Origin of the sequence: Roseateles aquae (genome assembly GCF_032337115.1) — a bacterium.
Lineage (GTDB): Bacteria > Pseudomonadota > Gammaproteobacteria > Burkholderiales > Burkholderiaceae_C > Roseateles_C > Roseateles_C aquae.
The window spans coordinates 74,006-93,245 of the sequence record NZ_JAVXZY010000009.1 but is presented as its reverse complement, the minus strand read 5'-3'; the positions used below and the strand labels follow the sequence as shown (position 1 = coordinate 93,245).

The window sequence follows — 19,240 nt, the reverse complement described above, 5'->3', positions numbered from 1 at the left end:
TGGGCTCAAGGGTGGTGTTCACGCGGCTGTACTCCGGGCAGAGGGGGCGAGGCCAAAGGCGGGGTCAGGTCTTGCTGGGCCAAGCGTTCGGCGAGCTGCTGGCCAATCAAGTCAAACTGAAAGCCCTGGGCCAGCCCGCGCCAGCGGGTCCATAGCGCGGCCTCTGCCGGCAAGGCCTGGGCCAAGGCATCGAGCTGCTGCAGCACGCCGCGGTAGTAGCCCAGCTGCAAGCCTTTAGCCAGCGCCGCCAGCTCGGGGAGGGCGGGCAGGGAAGGCTGCGCTGAGCCTGGGTTGTGGCTCGCCACAGCGTCGGGTGGGGGCTCGGGCGCCGCGCTGGGCTCGCGCGAGGGCAGTTGCAGCGCCGTGGCCAGCCAGTCCAGCAGCTGGGTGTGGCGCACCGGCTTGGTGATGAAGTCGGTGGCAGCAATGCCCACCTCGTTGTCCTGCCCCTTCTCGAAGGCATTGGCGGAGACGATGGCATAGGCGGTGCGCGCCTCGGGGCCGAGCAGGCGGCGCAGCCGGGCGATGGTGGTCCAGCCGTCGATGCCGGGCATGGCCAGGTCCATCAGCACCGCATCGGGGCGGTAGCCGGTGGCGACCAGGTCCAGCGCATCGTGGCCGTTGGCGGCGCAGCGCAGGGCAAAGCCCAGCGGCGTCAGCAGCTCGACGAGCAGCTGCCGGTCGGCCTCTTCGTTGTCGACGATCAGCAGCTGGCGATCGCTGCCATCAAGCACGGTGCGTCGCCGCACACCCGGCGCGGGCAAGGCCGGTGGCGCGAGCACCGGCAGGAAGAGGCGCAGCGCAAACACCGAACCGCGGCCGGGCTCGCTGCGCGCGCTCAACTCACCGCCCATCAGCTCGCACAGCATGCGGGCAATGGTCAGGCCGAGGCCGGCGCCCGGGGCGCTGCTGCCGGCCCGCTCGAAGGGCTCGAAGATGCGCGCCAGCGCCTCCGGCGTCATGCCGGGGCCGCTGTCCTCGACCTCGAACAGCGCCAGCTCGCGCGCATGCTGGACGCGCAGCACGACCTGACCCCGCTGGGTGAACTTCAGCGCATTGCCCAGCAGATTGATCAGGATCTGGCGCAGCCGCTGCTCGTCGGCCCGCACCAGCGCCGGCAGCGTGCCCTGCGGCTCGAAACGAAATTGCAGGCCGCGCGCCGCCGCCTGCGGCTCGAACAGCTCGGCCAGCTCGTGCATCGCGTCTTCGAAGTGCATCGGCGCGGGCTGCAGCGAGAGCTTGCCGGCTTCGATGCGGGCCAGGTCCAGCGTGGCGTCGATCAACGTCAGCAGATGGTCGCCGCTGCGCTTGATCACCTGCACCGCCTGGCGGCGTCGTGGCGGCATGTCGGCATCCTCGGCCATCAGCTGCGCGTAGCCGAGCATGCTGTTCAGCGGCGTGCGCAGCTCATGGCTGATGGCGCTGACGTAGCGGCTCTTGGCCTGGTTGGCCGCCTCGGCCGCCGCCTGCGCCTGGCGGGCCTGGTCGCGCGCGGCCTGCAGCGCCTGGTCGGTGCGCTGGTGCGAGGCGATCTCCAGCATCAGCGCCTCGGTCTGGCGGTTCGATTCCTGCTGAGCCACCTCGCGGCTCTGCCGCGCCAGCACCAGCCACCAGGCCGCCACGCCCAGCACCAGGCCCAGCAGCACATAGGCCTTGAGCAGGCCGGCACGCAGGCTGGCACCCTGGCTGACAATGGCGGCGGCATCCTGCAGGTGCTTCAGCTCCTGGTGGTAGAGCAGGCCAAACAGCGCGGCCAGCAGCGGCATCAGAATCGCCATCAGCAGCAGGAAGTGGCCGAGGCCGGTGTCCAGATAGGGCCAGGTCTTGCGTGGCAGCAGCGCATGCAAGAGCGCCGCCCATTGCGCGGACAGCCGCGCCTGCGGCTTGCACAGATCGCCGCAGCGCGCGTCCAGCGTGCAGCACAAGGAGCAGATGGCGCCGCGGTAGGCCGGGCAGTAGGCCATGTCCGGCGCCTCGTAGTCGCGTTCGCAGATCACGCAGCGCTGCGGCCGCAGGGGCCGGCCGGCATCGTCCGGCTCAGGTTCAGGGCTGCGGGCGAGGTAGTAGCGGCCTTTCGTCAGCCAGGCGATCAGCGGCGCGGCCAGCAGCGCCACGCCCATGGCGATCAGCGCCGAGAACGGTTGCAGCGCTTCGCCCAGCAGGCCCAGGTGGGCGGCGATGGCCAGGCCGGAGGCCAGGGCCATGGCGCCGACGCCGACCGGGTTGATGTCGTAGAGATGGGCGCGCTTGAACTCGATGCCGGCGGGCGAAAGGCCCAGCGGCTTGTTGATCAGCAGATCGGCCACCACCGCCATGATCCAGGCGATGGCGATATTGCCGTACAGGCCCAGCACGGCGGCCAGCGCCTCGAAAACATCCATCTCCATCAGCAGGAAGGCGATCAGCGTGTTGAATACCACCCAGACGACGCGGCCGGGGTGGCTGTGCGTCAGCCGCGAGAAGAAGTTGCTCCAGGCCAGCGAGCCGGCATAGGCATTGGTGACGTTGATCTTCAGCTGCGAGATGACGACGAACAGCGCCGTGGCCGCCACCGCCCAGCCGTAGCGCGGAAACAGCGTCTCATAGGCGGCCAGGTACATCTGGTTGGGATCGACGGCGCGTTCGGCCGGCACGCTGTGCGACAGCGCCAGCCAGGCCAGCAGTGCGCCGCCCAGCATCTTCAGCACGCCCAGGATCACCCAGCCCGGCCCGCCCACCAGCACGGCCGCCCACCAGCGGCGCCGTTGCGCCGGCGGCGCGTCGGCGGGCAGGGCCGGCATGAAGCGCAGATAGTCGGCCTGCTCGCCCATCTGGGTGATCAGGGCAATGCCCACGGTGAGCGCCGCACCAAAGTAGCGCAGCTCGAAGCCGGCGCTGTGCGATTGGGCGCCGGCCTGGTGCATGGCGCCCGCAAAGGCGGCCGGGTCCTGCCAGAGCACGGCGGCAAAGGGGGCGATCAACATCGCCAGCCAGAGCGGCTGGGTCAACAGCTGCAGCCGGCTGATGGCCGACACGCCATGGGTCACCAGCGGAATCACCACCAGCGCACAGAGCAGATAGCCCCAGCGCGGCGGAATGTCCAGCGCCAGGTCCAGCGCATAGGCCATCACCGCGGCTTCGAGCGCAAAGAAGATGAAGGTGAAGCTGGCGTAGACCAGCGAGCTCAGCGTCGAGCCGATGTAGCCAAAGCCGGCGCCGCGGGTCAGCAGGTCCATGTCGACGCCATAGCGCGCCGCATAGATGCTGATGGGCAGGCCGGCGAGAAAGATGATGGCCCCGGTGGCCACAATGGCCCAGCAGGCATTGGCCCAGCCGTACTGCAGCAGCAGCGTCGCCCCGACGGCCTCCAGGATCAGGAAGGAGGCCGCACCAAAAGCGGTATGGGCCACGCGCAGCGGCGACCAGCGCCTGAAGCGCTGCGGCGTGTAGCGCAGCGCATAGTCCTCCAGCGTTTCGCGGGCCACCCAGGCGTTGTAGTCGCGGCGCACCTTGATGACGCGCTGCGGCGCCTCGGCCGGTAACGGCCGGGTGCTGTTGAGTTCTGGGGCGGCGTCCATCAAGGCGATGCAGCGTGCAGCTTCCGTGCCCGCCGTATTTCTGCACGGCAGCGGCCGAGGCGGCACGGCGCTTGCTTTGTCACTCGACAGAGAGGATTCATCTGCGATGGAACTGACGCCGCGTGAGCGCGACAAGCTGCTGATCTTCACCGCCGCCCTGCTGGCCGAGCGCCGCCGGGCGCGCGGGCTCAAGCTCAACTACCCGGAAGCGGTGGCCTTCATCAGCGCCGCCGTGATGGAGGGCGCCCGCGATGGCAAGACCGTGGCCCAGCTGATGAGCGAAGGCCGCAGCCTGCTCAGCCGCGCCGATGTGATGGAGGGCGTGGCCGAGATGATCCCCGACATCCAGGTCGAGGCCACCTTTCCCGACGGCACCAAGCTCGTCACCGTCCACCAACCGATTGTGTGATGGCCCACCCCCTACGCGCTGCGCGCGCCCCCTCGAAGGGGGCGAGCCCCGAGGCCCGGCAAAGCCGGATCCTGGGGCTCTGCTGGGTCCGGGATGGGCTCATGCACTTCGAATTTCAAGCTCCTTTTCAATGTCGAGGCTAGTCTGATGAAACGTCCGCTGATCACCGTTCTGGCCGGCCTGCTGCCGCTGGTGGCCGCCTCGCATACCGGCGAGCTGGCCCATGGCCATGATTTCCTGAGCGGCTTTGTTCATCCGCTCAGCGGGCTGGACCATCTCGCCGCCATGCTGGCCGTTGGCCTGTGGAGCGGGCTGGCGCTGCGCCGCGCCTGGCAGGCTCCGCTGGCCTTTGTGCTCTTGATGCTGATTGGCGCGGTGGCCGCCCGTGCCGGCCTGGACTCGCCGCTGCAGGAGCCGATGATCGCCGCCTCGGTGCTCTGTCTGGGCCTGCTGGCGGCGCTGCGCCTGCGCCTGGCGCCGCTGCTGGCCGCCGCGCTGGTCGGCGGCTTTGCGTTTTTCCACGGCCTGGCCCATGGCGCCGAGCTGGATGGCGATCTGGCCCTCTTGGGCCTCTTGCTGGCCACCGCCTTGCTGCATGTGGCCGGGCTCCTGCTCGGCCTGCTGCTGCGCCGGCACTTGAAGCTGGCGGCCGTGGGCGCACCGGTGCTGGGCGGCGGCATTGCGCTGCTGGGCTGTGCGCTCCTGCTGCAGGCGGTGGGCGCATGATTCCCGGCGAGCTGTTCACGCCCGCGGGCGAGCTGGCGCTGAACCCCGGGCGGCGCACGCTGCGCCTGGTGGTGCAGAACATCGGCGATCGGCCGATACAGGTCGGCTCGCACTACCACTTCGCCGAGACCAATGCCGCCTTGTCCTTCGATCGCGGTGCAGCGCGCGGCATGCGCCTGAACATCGCCTCCGGCCTGGCGGTGCGCTTCGAGCCGGGGCAGCAGCGCACGGTCGAGCTGGTCGAGCTGGCCGGCGAACGCATCGTCTACGGCTTTCGCGGCCTGATCCAGGGGAAGCTATGAGTGCCAGCATCGGACGCCGCGCCTATGCCGAGATGTACGGCCCCACCGTGGGCGACCGGCTGCGCCTGGCCGACACCGCGCTGGTGATCGAGGTCGAGCAAGACCTGACCCTGCGGGCCGGCGGCTATGGCGAAGAGGTCAAGTTCGGCGGTGGCAAGACCATACGCGACGGCATGGCGCAGTCGCAGCGCAGTCGGGCTGAGGGTGCCGTCGACACCGTGCTGACCAATGCCCTGATCCTCGATCACTGGGGCATCGTCAAGGCCGATATCGGCCTGAAGGCCAGCCGCATCGTGGCCATCGGCAAGGCCGGCAATCCCGATACCCAGCCGGGCGTGGACATCATCATCGGCCCGGGCACCGAGGTGATTGCCTGCGAAGGCATGATCGTCACCGCCGGCGCGGTCGATACCCACATCCACTTTATCTGCCCGCAGCAGATCGAGGAAGCGCTGGCCAGCGGCGTGACGACGATGCTGGGCGGCGGCACCGGCCCGGCCACCGGCACCTTCGCCACCACCTGCACGCCGGGGCCCTGGCACATCGAACGGATGCTGCAGGCGGCCGAGGCCTTCCCGATGAATTTGGGCTTTCTCGGCAAGGGCAATGCCAGCCTGCCCGGCGCGCTGCATGAGCAGATCCAGGCCGGCGCGATTGGCCTGAAGCTGCACGAAGACTGGGGCACGACGCCGGCGGCGATCGACAACTGCCTGAACGTGGCCGAGGCCACCGATACCCAGGTGGCCATCCATACCGACACGTTGAACGAGAGCGGCTTTGTCGAAGACACGGTGGCCGCCTTCAAGGGCCGCACCATACACACCTTCCACACCGAGGGCGCCGGCGGCGGCCACGCGCCGGACATCCTGAAGGTGGTTGGCGAGGCGAATGTGCTGCCGTCGTCAACCAATCCAACCCGGCCCTACACGATCAACACGCTGGACGAGCATGTGGACATGCTGATGGTCTGCCACCATCTCGATCCCGCCATTGCCGAGGACCTGGCCTTCGCCGAAAGCCGCATCCGCCGCGAGACGATTGCCGCCGAGGACATCCTGCACGACCTCGGCGCCATCAGCATGTTCAGCTCCGACTCGCAGGCCATGGGCCGGGTGGGCGAGGTCATCATCCGCTGCTGGCAGACGGCGCACAAGATGAAGCTGCAGCGCGGTGCCTTGCCTGGCGACGGCGCCGAGAACGACAACGCCCGCGTCAAGCGCTATGTGGCCAAGCTGGCCATCAATCCGGCGATCGCCCACGGCATCAGCCATGAGGTCGGCAGCATCGAGCTCGGCAAATGGGCGGATCTGGTGCTGTGGAAGCCGGCCTTCTTCGGCGTCAAACCCAGCATCGTGATCAAGGGCGGCTGCATCGCGCTGGCCGCCATGGGCGACCCCAATGCCTCGATCCCGACGCCGCAGCCGGTGCACTACCGGCCGATGTTCGGCAGCTTTGGTGGGTCGCTGGCGCGCGGCAGCCTGAGCTTCGTCTCGCAGGCGGCGCTGGCGGCCGGCGTGGGCGAGGCCTACGGGCTCCAGAAGACGCTGGCGGCGGTGCGCGGCATCCGTGGCATCGGCAAGCGGCATATGGTCCACAATGACTACGCACCGCGGATGGAGGTCGACGCGCAGACCTACGCGGTGCGTGCCGATGGCCTGCTGCTGCACTGCGAGCCGGCCACGGTGCTGCCCATGGCCCAGCGCTATTTCCTGTTCTGAACCGATGCTCACCGTTTCCAAACTGATTCCCCAGGGGCAAGGACTGGCCCCCGTGCTGCTCAAGCGTGCCGCCAGCATCGAGCTGGACTGGGACACCCGGCAGAAAAGCCGATTCCAGGCCCAGGATTCCAGCGGCCGTGAACTCGGCGTCTTCCTCGCACCCGGCACGCTGGTGCGTGGCGGCGATGTGCTGGTGGCCGAAGACGGCTCACTGCTGCGCGTGATCGCCGCGCCGCAGCCGCTGCTGCGCATCACGGCCTGCGCCAGCCATGGCTCGCCCTTTGATTTGATGCGCGCCGCCTACCACCTGGGCAACCGCCATGTGCCGGTGGCCTTGCAGCCCGATCATCTGAAGATCGAACCCGACCATGTGCTGGCCGAGATGTTGCGCGCCATGCATCTGGATGTGGCCGAGGTCAGCGAAGGCTTCGACCCCGAGGGTGGCGCCTATGCGGCGACGCCTGCCGCCACGCCTCATGTCCACGGGCCGGGCTGCGTGCATGATCATGGGCCTGCGCACGATCATGCACACGGCCATGCACACGGCCATGCACATGAGCACGCGCATGACCACGCGCCTGACCACGTCCATGCACCGGCCAAGCCCGCCGGCAAGCCGCTGGGTATTGCCGTCGTCGCCGCGGCACCGGCCGCCCATGTTCACGGCCCTGATTGTTCGCACGATCACGGGCACGATCATGGCCACCACGGCCATGGCGGACACAAGCACGACTGAATGAGCCGGGCCGCGCTGCTGCAGCTGATCTGGCTGGCCTCGCCGGCCCTGCCGATTGGCGGCTTTTCCTACTCGGAGGGGCTGGAAGCCGCAGTCGATCACGGCCTGGTGCACGATGCCGACAGCGCCGCCGATTGGCTCTCGCAGCAGTTGCTGCTGAGCCAGGCGCGCGGTGATCTGGCGGTGGCCGCGCAGGCCTTGCCGGCCTGGCGCGCCTTGGCCAGCAATGCCGACGATGCTGACGACGCCAATGCCGCAGCCCGCCTGCAGGCCTTGAACGACTGGGTGCTGCAGACCCGCGAGACGGCCGAGCTGCGCCTGCAATGCGAGCAGATGGGCCGCTCGCTGCTGGACTGGCTCGGCAAGCACGACACGCCATCGGCCCGGCAACTGGCGCTGGCGCGCAGCTGGCCCACACCCAGCTATCCGCTGCTGATGGCGCTCGGCCTGGCCGCCAGCGCTGCCGCCCGCGAAGACGCCTTGCTGGCCTACGCTTTTGGCTGGGCCGAGAACATGGTGCAGGCCGCCATCAAGGCGGTGCCGCTGGGCCAGAGCGCCGGCCAGCGCGTGCTGGCCCGGCTGGCGGCCGAAATTCCTGCGGCGGTGACTCATGCGCTGAGCCTGCTGGACGACGAGCGCCAGGCCTTCGCGCCGATGCTGGCCATCTTGTCTGCCCGCCACGAGCAGCAGTATTCGCGCCTGTTCCGCTCCTGAGCTTTTGTTTTGGCGCTTTGCTCCTTAAGTGTTGGTCATCCAGAACAAACCACAGAGTCACTGAGTCACAGAGGACAACACAGAGGTAGCGAGGAGTTGACGCTCTTCCCTCCGTGTCTCTGTGACTCTGTGGTGTATTCGGGGGTGTTTTTGGGGTACACCACGTCACGACAAGAGAGCCTTTGTTTTTGTAGTTCCTGTTTTGAAAGCCATCCATCATGTCCAGCCCACTGCACCACATCCCTCGTCGCAGCAAAAAGCTGCCACCGCTGCGCGTCGGCATCGGCGGGCCGGTTGGCTCGGGCAAGACGACGCTGCTGGAGATGTTGTGCAAGGCCATGCGTGAGCGCTGGGACCTGGTGGCCATCACCAACGACATCTACACCAAGGAAGACCAGCGCCTGCTGACCATCAGCGGCGCCTTGCCGCCGGAACGCATCATGGGGGTGGAGACGGGCGGCTGCCCGCACACGGCGATCCGCGAGGATGCCTCGATCAATCTGGAAGCCATCGACCGCATGCTGGGCGAATTCCCCGATGCCGATGTGATCTTCATCGAATCCGGCGGCGACAACCTGGCGGCCACCTTCAGCCCGGAGTTGTCGGACCTGACGATCTACGTGATCGACGTGGCGGCCGGCGAGAAGATTCCGCGCAAGGGCGGCCCTGGCATCACCAAGAGCGATCTCTTCGTCATCAACAAGACCGATCTGGCGCCGCATGTGGGCGCCGATCTGGCGGTGATGGAGGGCGACACCCGGCGCATGCGCGGCAGCAAGCCCTTTGTGATGACGAATCTGAAGACGCTGGCCGGGCTGGATCAGGTGGTCAGCTTCATCGAGCAGCGCGGCATGCTGCTCAGTGCGGCCTGAGCCAAGCCGCTTCGGCTGCGCCGCGGTTCAGACGGCCGCAGGGCCGGCCGCCGCGCCGGGCTGCAACTCGATCAGGGCGCTGGGCGGCGCCTCGGCGCTCGGCGCCGATGCGGATGCGGATGCCGATGCCGATGCCGATGCCGATGCCGATGCCGATGCCGATGCCGATGCCGATGCCGATGCCGGCGCCGTGGCTTGCGGGGCGCGACTGCCGGATGCGGACGAACGCCGCCGCGAGCGCGAGGAGGATTTGCCGCCGCGGCTGCCGCTCGGCTTGCCCTCCGAGCTGCGACCGATCTGGGTGTCGGCAAAACCGCTGTGGCCGGCGCCAAAGCTGGAGTGGCCGGAACGGTAGGCCTTGCGGCTGCCGCTGCCGCTGTGCGTGGACTTGGGCATGAGCAGCAGCGCCAGCAAGGCGCCGCCAATCACGGCCAGCGTGTTCTGCAGGCCCCAGAACGGAGGCAGCTTGCTGGTCAGGAGCAGGGCGGCGGCACCGCCGCGATGGGCTTGCGTGCGCATGTTCATCTCGACGACGCCATAGACCAGCCAGCCAAACCAGGCCAGCGCGATGCCGCCGAACAGCCAGCGCGCGGCCGCTTGGCGGGCCCGGTGGCGGCTCTTGAGGCTCAGGTAGGTCCAGGCGCAGGCGCCCAGAAAAATCGGCAGCGCGAAAACGGCGGCGCGCCAGACCTGGCCGGGCAGGCTGTCGGGCATGCCGGCGACACGCAGCCACTGATACGGCAGCGGCGTCAGCGCCAGCGGATTGCTCAGGAGCATCGCACAGCAATAGAGCAGCACTCCGGAAAAGAATGCGCCCAGACGGCGGCTGCTCAGCATGTCGGACTCCCACAAGAACCAGGCCTCAATTGTCTGAAGCCTGGTGCCGCGGCGCTGCCCCCTTGATGCGGGTGGCTGGGTCTTGTTACGGTTTTATGTCACGGATGCCGCGGAATTTCGCCGGCCCTTGTGGTCGCTCGAGGGGGCAATACTCAGCAAGGCGTCGCCAGCCTCGATGAACAGTGGTCAAAACGGGCACGACGGCTGCCGCCGCGCGGCGGCGCAGTGAGCGTGCTGCGCGCTTCAGGATGCCGTGTCGGCGCCCCAGATCAGTGCTTCGGTCCAGCCCAGTTCGGCAAAGTCAGCGGCGCGCAGATGGGCCTCGCCGGCGCAGAAGAACTCGTCGAGCTGGGGCGGCTTGACGCTGCTGTCGGCCAGCATCGCATGCACCTGGCCGCGGTGGTGCAGCTGGTGTTCGAACAGATGCGAGAGCAGGCGCAGCCGCGTGTCGCGCTGAGTGCGGCCCGGCCGCTCGATGCGCACCGGCCGCTGCAGGGCGGCATCGTCATCGGCCTCGTGCAGTGCGCGGCAGTAGGCGATCAGCCGCCGGTCGGCCTCGGCTTGCGCGGCCCAGAGGCTGGCGGCATCGGCAAAGGGCTGCTCGACGGCGAAGAAGCGGTAGCAGTCTGGGTCAGGCACGTCGCCGCGCAGCTCGCGTTCCAGCGCCTCCAGATAGAACCAGTCCACCGTCAGCGTGTGATTCAGCGTGGCCTTGATGCTGGGGAAGAAGCTGCAGCGCACGGCCTCGAACTCGGCCTGACTCAGCCGGGCGCAGGCCTTCAGCAGCCGGTGATTGGCCCAGCCGTTCTGGTAGGCCTGGGTGAGGAGATGGTGGGCGAGAGCACTTGTCATTGGCAGCCTGCTTGCCCGTTGCGGTCGGGCCGGTGGCGCATGGTAATGGCTTGCCGCTTGTGCCCGGTGGGGCCCTTGTCAGCGCCCCAGCCAGGCCTGGCGCAGCAGCAAGGCGGCCAGCAGCGCCATCGTTGCGGCGATCAATCCATCCAGCAGCTGCCAGGCCCGTGGCCGCGCGAACAGCGGGCTCAGCCAGCGGGCTCCGTAGCCCAGCGCGCCGAACCACAGCGTGCTGGCCAGGGCGGCGCCGGCAATGAAGCAGCCGCGCAGGCCGGGCGGCTGCTGCGCGCCGATGCCCCCGACCAGCAGCACGGTGTCCAGATAGACATGCGGATTGAGCAGCGTGAACGCGGCGGCCTGGGCCAGCGCCGCGCGGCGCGACAGGCCGTCGCCCTGCTGCTCGGCGCGCAGTGCGCTGCTCTGGCGCGCGCGCTGCAGCGCCTGCCAGGCATAGGCGGCCAGAAACAGGCCACCGGCGCCGGCCATCAAGCGGGCCAGCAGCGGCCGCTCGCCCAGCGCCTGTGCCATGCCCAGCACGCCGGCAGCGATCAACAGCGCATCGGCCAGCAGGCAGAACAACACCACGCTGCCGACATGCTCGCGGCGCAGGCCCTGCCTGAGCACGAAGGCGTTCTGCGCGCCGATGGCAACGATCAGACCCAGCCCCAGCGCCAGGCCCTGGCCCAACGCGGCCGCAGCACCCGAAGAAAACAGATTCACCATGGGCGCAGCTTGCCAGTTGCAGTGGGTGAAGACAAACTAAAGCATCTAACCCAGCTTTAGCGAAACTGAATCAATGGCCATGCTCGACTATGCCGCGCTCGACGCGCTGGCCACGGTGCTGCGCGAAGGCAGCTTCGAGCGCGCCGCGCAGGCGCTGCACGTCACGCCCTCGGCGGTGTCGCAGCGCATCCGCGCGCTCGAGGAACGGGTCGGCTGCGCGCTGGTGGTGCGTGCCCAGCCCTGTGTGGCCACCGAAACCGGTCGACGCCTGAGTCAGCATGTCGACCAGGTCCGGCTGATGGAGCAGCAACTGCAGCTGGCCGCGCCGGGCCTGGCGGCCAAGGCGCCGGCGCGCCTGCCGCTGGCCGTGGCCGTCAATGCCGACAGCCTGGCCACCTGGGCCGCCGCGCCGCTGGCCCGCTTTGCCGCCAGCCATCCGGTGCTGATGGATGTGGCCATCGACGATCAGGACCATACCGAGGAATGGCTGCGCAGCGGTCAGGTGCTGGCGGCGGTGAGCAGCCAGCCGCGCGCGGTGGCCGGCTGCAACAGCCGCCCGCTGGGCGCGATGCGCTACCGTGCCGCCGCCAGCCCGGACTTCATCAGTCGCTATTTTTCGGCTGGCGTGGGTGCCGGCAGCCTGGCCCGCGCGCCCAGCCTGGTGTTCAACAGCAAGGACGAGCTTCAGGCCCGCTGGGCACGCCGGCTCTGCCACCGCCATGTCGAGCTGCCGCGCCACCGCCTGCCGTCCTCACAGGCCTTCGTCACCGCCGCTGTGGCCGGCATGGGCTGGGGGCTGCACCCGGAGGCGCTGATCGCCGATGAGCTTGCCGCTGGCATGCTGGTCGAGCTCGTGCCGGATACGCCGCTCGATGTGCCGCTGTTTTGGCAGACCGCTCGGCTGGCGGCGGGATTGCTGGGGGCGCTGACGGGTGAGGTGTTGGAAGCCGCAGGGGCAGCGTTACGCACCTGAGCGCTGCTCAGGCCGGCGCCTGCAGTGCAGTGCGCAGCGCCGCTCTTGCGAGTAAGGGGGGGCGAGTCCAGCATGGGCAGGGCTGCATTCTGGTCACCGATGATCAGCGGGATCTCGGTACAGCCCTGCACCACGGCGTCGCAGCCGGCCAGCTTGAGACGTTTGATCTGTTGCTGGAAACGCCTGATGGAGGCATCGTGGATCTGCCCATCACCAGTTCGCTCATGATCACCGCGCTCCTGGTCTTCGGGGCGCTGCCACCCGATGCCGCGGGAAGCGAGCGCGGCAGGGTAGACCTCGCTTTGCACCGGCCAGCGAGTGTCCGTCAGACCCAGGCGTTGCGTTCCACGTGCTTGCGCTTTGGCGGCCACAACCTTGGCGATGTGCAAGCAGGGCCGCGACGAATGCGGCGGCACCCAGGGCAGCACCTGGTGGATGGTATTGTCCGGGCAAGTCAGAAGCTCGGCGGCGCGCTGGCCGGCTGGTGTGCCGAGCCGAGCATCAGCGCCGCCATCCCAGGCAGGTCATCGTCGTCCAGACAGCACAGCTAGTCGACCAGCGACAGCGAATGCAGCGACAGCGCCGGATGCGCACCTGCCCCCATCAAGGCCGCTGCATCGCTGCAAAAAGTCCGGTAGCGCAGTGCCGCTCCTTCAGCGGCGCAAGTGACGATGCCGATGTGGTGCGCGATCTGGGGGTGCTCAGGCCTGGGGTGCTCAGGCCTGGGGTTCGGCTGGGACACATTGGGAGCCGGGTAGCTTTCGGGCCTGGCCGTGGGTGTCACCACAGACGCTATGGCAGCGTCTTCTGTCCAGCCTGGCGGGTCTGATCTCGACGAGCCGCAGTCGGGCTCAGCAGCGTGATGCAGTCATCAGAACATTTCGTCGAGACAGAGGTGGAACTCCAGCCGCGCCGAGTCTGGCGATGCGATGCCATAGCTCGCCCACATCAGCTCTTGCAAGCCGGGCCCAAACTCGGCCAGGCAGTTCCAGAGGATGGCCAGGTCTTGATAACGGTCGGCCAGACCCAGTCGTCCCAGATCGATCAGGCCGGTGATGTGCCCCTGCTCATCCAGCAGCAGGTTGTCGAGCGAATAGTCGCCATGGGTCAAGACCAGACCCTCATCGGCGTGCTCACACCCTTCAGGGCTCAGGAGTGTGGGGCGCAGTGCCTGAAGGCGCTGCCAGACGTCTTCAGGCGTCCAGCCTTCGCGAGCCTCATCAAAGTCCTCTGCATCAACCAGACCCGCCGCCAGTCGCTGTCCTGCCAAGGCCAGCCGCAGATCCGCACCGGCATTGAACGGGCACGCTAGCGCAGGGAGCTGGTGCAAGACCCTCAACTGCTGGGCGATCGATTGCACCAGCGTTCGCTGCTGCTCCGCGCTAAGCTCGTCTTCAAGCCATTGATAGGCTGTTCGCCCCGGCATCGCCGTGCTCAGCAGCCATGCCTGCGTGGCAGAGGTCTGTTCAAAGTGCTGAAGAGCAGGAAGCACGGGTCGCAGTGGCGCGGCATGCCGTCTGAGCCAGCCCATTCGCGCCGCCTCTTCGAACAGCGCAGTGGCAACGTCCTCGTCGCCGCTGCTGTACTTCAGGTAGCACTCGCGCCCGTCGGCCTGCCGGATTCGGTAGACCTCGGCTCCCGCCTCGCCAACGGTGTTGCGCATCCAGTGGCTGTCTTTGAGCAGGGCCTGGAGACTGGGGCTTAGCGGTGGGGCGCTGGCGCGGACTTCGCGGCAAGGTGTGGGGTGCATGGGGGGAGCATAGCTGCGGCGAACGAGCTTCGGCACACGCATGGCGTAGTCGAGGAAGACCACGAGCTGCAGGTACCGACCTGAAGAACACCAAGCCGCCCCGCGCCTTCGGGATGAGCACCTGCAGCGCTTGTCCGGAAGGGCAATACCTTTGCAGCGCCTTGCAAGGTTCGCAGCAATGAACAACCATTTCACGCCCGCTGGGCAGGACTTTGGGTTATGCCGAGTTCAGCCAGCTAAGAACAAGAAAACCCCAAGTTCATCAATCAACGGGGGTTGCATGTTGGCGGAGACGGTGAGATTCGAACTCACGGAGGGGTATAAGCCCTCGACGGTTTTCAAGACCGTTGCCTTAAACCACTCGGCCACGTCTCCAGATTCGCAGTTGCCCTGAAGACTCTCATTTTGCGAGGCATCAGGCTCGGATCAGCTTAGCGCTTGCAAGTCGACATCACGTTCCCACGTATGCCGACAAATCCGAAGCGGGCATTGTAGCGTCAGCAACCAGCACTTTCGAAGAAGCGGCCTTCACTCCCCCGGCTTCTGCGCCTGCTCGCACTGCACCTGAATGAGCTCCAGCGCACGGCCGGCCTCGACGCGGGCGGCGCTGAGCTGGCCGCCCCAGATGCAGCCGGTGTCCAGGGCCAACAGATCGGGGCGCTGCACGAGGCCGAGGGTGGACCAATGGCCGAAGGCGATGGGCTGGTCGGCGGTCTGGCGTTCGGGGGCGTCGAACCAGGGCATGAAGCCGGGCGGGGCGGCGCCGGCGCCGTCCTTGGTCTTCAGGTCCAGCCGCCCCTGGGCATCGCAAAAGCGCAGCCGGGTCAGCACATTGACGATGAAACGCAGCCGCTCGATGCCGCTGAGCTCGGTGCGCCACTGCAGCGGTTCATTGCCGTACATCTGCTGCAGGAACTCGTGCAGATCGGGGCCACGCAGCAGCGCCTCGACCTCGGCGGCCAGCACCAGCGTGGTGCTGGTGCTCCATTGCGGCACCACGCCGGCGTGAACCATCAGCCAGCCTTGGTCGAGGCAGGCCATCTTTTGCTGGCGCAGCCAGGCAAGCAGGGCTTCGCGGTCGGGTGCGCTGAGGATGTCGTGCAGGGTGTCGCTGCGGTGGGGCGGGCGTACGCCGTGGGCGACGGCCAGCAGATGTAGATCGTGATTGCCCAGCAGGCAGGTGGCGGCGCTGCCCAGTTGCTGCAGCCGGCGCAAGGTGGCTAGCGAGGCCGGGCCGCGGTTGACCAGATCGCCAAGCAGCCAGAGGCGGTCGCGCGAGGGAGAGAAGTCTATTTTTTGCAGCAGGCGCTCGAACGCGTCGCAGCAGCCTTGCAGATCGCCGATCAGATAGTTCATTGCGGGATTGTGCTGTCGGAATCGACATGCGCTTCTGCTAGGCTTCGGGGCTTTCTCGCATTGCCGCGCAGATTTCGGGTAAACCCTGGTCGCCCTGGGCCCGGCTCGATCTGCGCCCTCCATGGATACCGCGCTACTTCTCTTCCTGCTGCTGCTCAACGCCTTCTTCGCGATGTCTGAAATGGCCCTGTCGGCCAGTCGCAAGGCCAGGCTGCAAGTCTTGGTCGAGGCGCAGGAGTCCGGTGCCCAAGCGGCGATGGAGCTGCACGAGAACCCGACCAAATTCCTGTCGACGGTGCAGATCGGCATCACTTCGATCGGGGTGCTGAACGGCATCGTCGGCGATGCGGCGTTTTCGGCGCCGCTGTCGCACTGGATCAGCGAACACACCGGCTGGCACGACCGCGCGGTGGACATCACGGCCACGGCCTTGGTCGTCGTCATCATCACCGTGGTGACCATCATCTTCGGCGAGCTGGTGCCAAAACGCGTCGGGCAGATCTATCCAGAGTCGGTCGCGCGCCTGGTGGCGCCGCCGATGGAGTTCCTGTCGCTGGTGGCGCGGCCGCTGGTGAAGTTCCTGTCCTTTTGCACCGAGGCGACGTTGGGCCTGATGGGCTTGCGCGGCAAGGCGCAGCGCAGCGTCACCGAAGAAGAGATTGCGGCCAGCCTGGAAGAGGGCTTGGATGCCGGCGTCATCGAGGAGCATGAGCACCAGATGGTGCGCAATGTGTTCCGGCTCGATGAGCGGCAGATCGGCTCGATGATGATTCCGCGCGCCGAAATCGCCTGGCTGGATGTGAACGACACACCCGAGCAGGTGCTGAAGATGTTGCAGGCGCATGGCTTCAGCCGTTACCCGGTTTGCCGCGGCGGCCTGACCGATGTGCTGGGCATCGCCACGGCGCAGGGCCTGCTGCAGCGCGTGCTGGCCGGGCAAGACCTGGCCCTGGGCGAGGGCCTGGAAGCGCCGGTGTTCGTGCCGGAGACGCTGTCGGGCATGGAGTTGCTGGAGCACTTCAGGGCCTCGGATGCGCCGCTGGTGTTTGTGGTGGATGAGTACGGCGAGGTGCAGGGTGTGATCGCCGTGCGCGACGTGCTGGAAGCAATTGCGGGCGAGTTCAATGCGCCCAGCGATGGTGATGCCTGGGCGGTGCAACGCGAGGACGGCAGCTGGCTGATGGACGGCCTGATTCCGGTTCCCGAGCTGAAGGACCGGCTGGCATTGAAGGAACTGCCTGAAGAGGATCGTGGGCGCTACAACACTCTGGCCGGCATGGTGATGCTGTTGCTGGGGCGCTTGCCGCGCACGGCCGATGTGGTGGAGTGGAACGCCTGGAGATTCGAGGTGGTGGACCTCGATGGCAAGCGTGTTGACAAGGTGCTGGTCTCGCGACTGGCCGATGAAGGAGAGAAAGAATGAGTACCCCCCCGATGTATGGCGCCCTGGTCCCGCTGGACCGTGAACTGCACAAGAAGCTGCGTCTGGACACGAGCAAGAGCACGCTGGACAAGGTCAAGGGCCTGAACTCGCTGTTCCTGACCGTGGTCGAGTTCGCCGAGGCCTGCAAGGAATTCCCTATCGTCTTCGTGCGCGTCGGTGAGGCTGTCGAGGGCAAGCCGGCCCCGGTCGCGCCGCTGGCCGTGTTGGGCCTGAAGCCCGGCGTCAACGTCATCATCAAGGACGACAAGTGGACGGCCAATTACACGCCCGCCTATCTGCGCCGTTATCCCTTTGCCATGGCTCGCATCAACGAAGCCAATGACATCGCCGTCTGCTTCGACTCGGAGTGGTCCGGTTTCTCCGAGTCCGAAGGCACGCCGCTGTTTGCCGAAGATGGCCAGCCAACCGAGTTCACGCTCAATGCCAAGAACTTCCTCGAAGGCTTCGAGCAGGAGTCCGAACGCACTCGCCTGGCCTGCGATGCGCTGGTCGCTGCCGATCTGCTGCAGGACATGCGCTTCGAAGCGACGATGCCCAACGGCGAGAAGATCGATGTCGAAGGCTTCCTGACCGTCAACGAGCAAAAGCTGGCCGAGCTCGACGACGCCAAGGTGCTCGAGTTCTTCCGCAACGGCCTGCTGTCGGTGCTCGAGCTGCATCGCGTCTCGCTGGGCAATATGAGCCGTCTGGCGGCTCTGCATCAGCCGGCCTGATGGCAGTGACGGGGGCGCGGGAGCGTCCCCGTGCAGGCGGTGATCGGCGCAGCCATCGACGATGTTTGCGGGTTTGTCGCGAGCCGCGGGCTCGGCGGCGCTCGCTAGCATCGTCCGAACTGATGACGGGATGCATCAATGTCAGTGCTGGTGTTCGAAGGCTTTCTGTCCACGCCGGAGATGGTGGAGCTGTTCGGCGAGACGGCCATCGTCCAGGCGATGATGGACTTCGAGGCCGCCTTGGCCCGTGGTCAGGCACGCGCCGGCCTGATGCCCGCCGCGGCGGCCCAGGCCATCGCCAGCCTGTGCCGTGCTGAACTCTATGACGTGGCGGCCCTGGTGGCCGCCAGCGGCCGTGCCGGCAGCCTCGCTCTGCCGGTGGTGCGCAAGCTCGCCGAAACCGTAGCGCTGTTCGATCCGGTGGCGGCGGGCTACGTGCATTGGGGGGGCAGCAGTCAAGACTTGATTGATACCGCCATGGTGCTGCAAACGCGCCGTGCCCTGCGGCTGATTGAGGACGATTTGCTGACGCTGTGCGGCCAGCTGATGGCTTTGGCCGAGCGTTACGAGGCAACGCCGGTGCTGAATCATGGTCTGACGCCACGGCCTCAGCTCAGTAGCTTGCGTGTCCGGCTGCTGAATTGGCTGCAGCCGCTGCTGCGCAGCCTGCATGGCTTGCGCGAAGCTGCTGGCGAGGCGCTGCAGCTGCAGCTGGCGGGTGAGTTGGCCAGCCTGAGTGTGCTCGGCGACCAGGCCCAGGCCGTCGCCCATGCGGTGGCCGACGAGTTGCAATTGCCCCTGCCCAACATGCCCTGGCAGACTCAGCGTGACCGCTGGCTGCGCCTGGGTAGCGAGCTGGCACTGTTGTGCGGCAATCTGGGCCGGGTGGCGCGGGAGCTGTCGCAGATGGCGCAGGCCGAACGTGGCGAGGCCTTGGAAGCGGTGGAGAAGCCACGGGGCGAACTGTTGCCGAGCTCTGGGCCGGGCAGGCCGGTGGCCTGCCTGCAGGCGCTGGCAGCTGCGCAGCGGGCACCACAGCGGATGGCAGCGCTGCTGGCCGGCATGGCGCAGGACGAGGATTGCGGCCTGGGCAACTGGCAGGCCGCAACAGCCGAATGGGCCGGCCTGCTGCTCAGCACGCATGGCGCCCTGCGCGCGCTGACGCGGGCCTGCGCGGGCTTGCAGCTGCATCCGGCGCGGATGCTGCAGAACATCGACAGGCAACAGGAACAGGGTTTTGCCGAACAACTGGCACTGGTCTTGACCCCGCTGCTCGGCAAGTCGGCCACGCAGCAGCGCTTGCAGGCGATGGCGGAGCTGGGGCAGCGGCGTGGCCTGGGCCTGCGGTCGATAGCGCGAGAGGTTTTGGGTCAGGACGCCGAGTTGCGCGGGCGCCTGCCTGAGCAGCGGTTGGAGGCCTTGTTTGATCCGCATGCGGCGGCGGCCTTGGCCGATGCCACCGTATCACTGGCGCTGCAGGATGCGCGCATGCAATGTGAACTGCTGCTGGCCGCCCGTAGTGGCTGAGCCAGGCTATCAAATCAATCAGCTGGAGGGA

17 protein-coding genes, 1 tRNA gene and 1 pseudogene are annotated in these 19,240 nt (G+C 67.5%); 11 read left to right on the top strand and 8 right to left on the bottom strand.

The genetic code is table 11. From position 1 onward, the window contains the following. Positions 1-5 precede the first annotated feature (5 nt). On the bottom strand, positions 6-3,557 hold the full coding sequence (locus RQP53_RS19395; protein ID WP_315652339.1) for a hybrid sensor histidine kinase/response regulator: 3,552 nt from the start codon (positions 3,555-3,557) through the stop codon (positions 6-8). 106 nt (positions 3,558-3,663) lie between these two features. Here RQP53_RS19395 and RQP53_RS19390 point away from each other — a divergent pair, with 106 nt between their 5' ends. The 7 genes from RQP53_RS19390 (at position 3,664) to ureG (ending at position 9,034) form a co-directional block, all read left to right on the top strand. Next, entirely contained in the window at positions 3,664-3,966 is a 303-nt protein-coding gene (locus RQP53_RS19390; RefSeq protein WP_315652338.1) for an urease subunit gamma, read from the top strand. Between the two features lie 147 nt (positions 3,967-4,113). Further along, a complete protein-coding gene (locus tag RQP53_RS19385) occupies positions 4,114-4,692 on the top strand; it encodes a HupE/UreJ family protein (RefSeq protein WP_315652337.1) in 579 nt (192 codons plus the stop codon). Further along, positions 4,689-4,994: an urease subunit beta gene (locus tag RQP53_RS19380; protein WP_315652336.1), complete on the top strand. Its 306-nt coding sequence runs from the start codon at positions 4,689-4,691 to the stop codon at positions 4,992-4,994. The genes RQP53_RS19385 and RQP53_RS19380 overlap by 4 nt, the downstream gene beginning before the upstream one ends. Further along, positions 4,991-6,712, top strand: a complete 1,722-nt coding sequence (gene ureC / locus RQP53_RS19375) for an urease subunit alpha (protein ID WP_315652335.1) — start codon at positions 4,991-4,993, stop codon at positions 6,710-6,712. Before RQP53_RS19380 ends, ureC begins: the two co-directional genes overlap by 4 nt. Positions 6,713-6,716: 4 nt before the next feature. Beyond that, the gene (gene ureE, locus RQP53_RS19370; protein WP_315652334.1) at positions 6,717-7,448 is read left to right on the top strand and encodes an urease accessory protein UreE; all 732 of its coding nucleotides are present in this window, start codon (positions 6,717-6,719) and stop codon (positions 7,446-7,448) included. Beyond that, entirely contained in the window at positions 7,449-8,162 is a 714-nt protein-coding gene (locus tag RQP53_RS19365; protein ID WP_315652333.1) for an urease accessory protein UreF, read from the top strand. It begins immediately after the preceding gene. Between the two features lie 218 nt (positions 8,163-8,380). Then, the gene (ureG, locus tag RQP53_RS19360) at positions 8,381-9,034 is read left to right on the top strand and encodes an urease accessory protein UreG (RefSeq protein ID WP_315652332.1); all 654 of its coding nucleotides are present in this window, start codon (positions 8,381-8,383) and stop codon (positions 9,032-9,034) included. A gap of 27 nt (positions 9,035-9,061) precedes the next feature. Here the strand turns inward: ureG and RQP53_RS19355 are convergent, their stop codons facing one another. From RQP53_RS19355 to RQP53_RS19345, 3 genes are all read right to left on the bottom strand, one after another. Beyond that, positions 9,062-9,871, bottom strand: coding sequence for a hypothetical protein (locus RQP53_RS19355; RefSeq protein ID WP_315652331.1), 810 nt, complete (start codon positions 9,869-9,871; stop codon positions 9,062-9,064). A gap of 243 nt (positions 9,872-10,114) precedes the next feature. Further along, entirely contained in the window at positions 10,115-10,723 is a 609-nt protein-coding gene (locus RQP53_RS19350) for a DinB family protein (RefSeq protein ID WP_315652330.1), read from the bottom strand. A gap of 78 nt (positions 10,724-10,801) precedes the next feature. Next, positions 10,802-11,446, bottom strand: a complete 645-nt coding sequence (locus RQP53_RS19345) for a LysE/ArgO family amino acid transporter (RefSeq protein ID WP_315652329.1) — start codon at positions 11,444-11,446, stop codon at positions 10,802-10,804. Between the two features lie 79 nt (positions 11,447-11,525). Here RQP53_RS19345 and RQP53_RS19340 point away from each other — a divergent pair, with 79 nt between their 5' ends. Continuing rightward, positions 11,526-12,419, top strand: a complete 894-nt coding sequence (locus RQP53_RS19340; RefSeq protein ID WP_315652328.1) for a LysR family transcriptional regulator ArgP — start codon at positions 11,526-11,528, stop codon at positions 12,417-12,419. 122 nt (positions 12,420-12,541) lie between these two features. Here RQP53_RS19340 and RQP53_RS19335 read toward each other — a convergent pair. From RQP53_RS19335 to RQP53_RS19320, 4 genes and pseudogenes are all read right to left on the bottom strand, one after another. After that, positions 12,542-12,835 (bottom strand): annotated as a pseudogene (locus RQP53_RS19335) (aspartate/glutamate racemase family protein); the annotation flags it as partial. 455 nt (positions 12,836-13,290) lie between these two features. Beyond that, on the bottom strand, positions 13,291-14,232 hold the full coding sequence (locus RQP53_RS19330) for an APH(3') family aminoglycoside O-phosphotransferase (protein WP_315652327.1): 942 nt from the start codon (positions 14,230-14,232) through the stop codon (positions 13,291-13,293). 221 nt (positions 14,233-14,453) lie between these two features. After that, positions 14,454-14,544 (bottom strand) — tRNA-Ser (locus RQP53_RS19325). Positions 14,545-14,697: 153 nt separating this feature from the next. Then, on the bottom strand, positions 14,698-15,525 hold the full coding sequence (locus RQP53_RS19320) for a symmetrical bis(5'-nucleosyl)-tetraphosphatase (RefSeq protein ID WP_315652326.1): 828 nt from the start codon (positions 15,523-15,525) through the stop codon (positions 14,698-14,700). Between the two features lie 121 nt (positions 15,526-15,646). On the opposite strand from RQP53_RS19320, the gene RQP53_RS19315 reads away from it, so the two are divergent. From RQP53_RS19315 to RQP53_RS19305, 3 genes are all read left to right on the top strand, one after another. Beyond that, positions 15,647-16,948 carry a hemolysin family protein gene (locus RQP53_RS19315; protein WP_315652325.1) on the top strand — a complete coding sequence of 434 codons (1,302 nt, stop codon included), beginning with the start codon at positions 15,647-15,649 and terminating at the stop codon, positions 16,946-16,948. Beyond that, positions 16,945-17,682, top strand: coding sequence for a SapC family protein (locus tag RQP53_RS19310; RefSeq protein ID WP_315652324.1), 738 nt, complete (start codon positions 16,945-16,947; stop codon positions 17,680-17,682). Before RQP53_RS19315 ends, RQP53_RS19310 begins: the two co-directional genes overlap by 4 nt. A 138-nt stretch (positions 17,683-17,820) precedes the next feature. Beyond that, complete coding sequence (locus tag RQP53_RS19305) at positions 17,821-19,209, top strand: lyase family protein (RefSeq protein WP_315652323.1); 1,389 nt, start codon at positions 17,821-17,823, stop codon at positions 19,207-19,209. Positions 19,210-19,240: the final 31 nt, after the last annotated feature.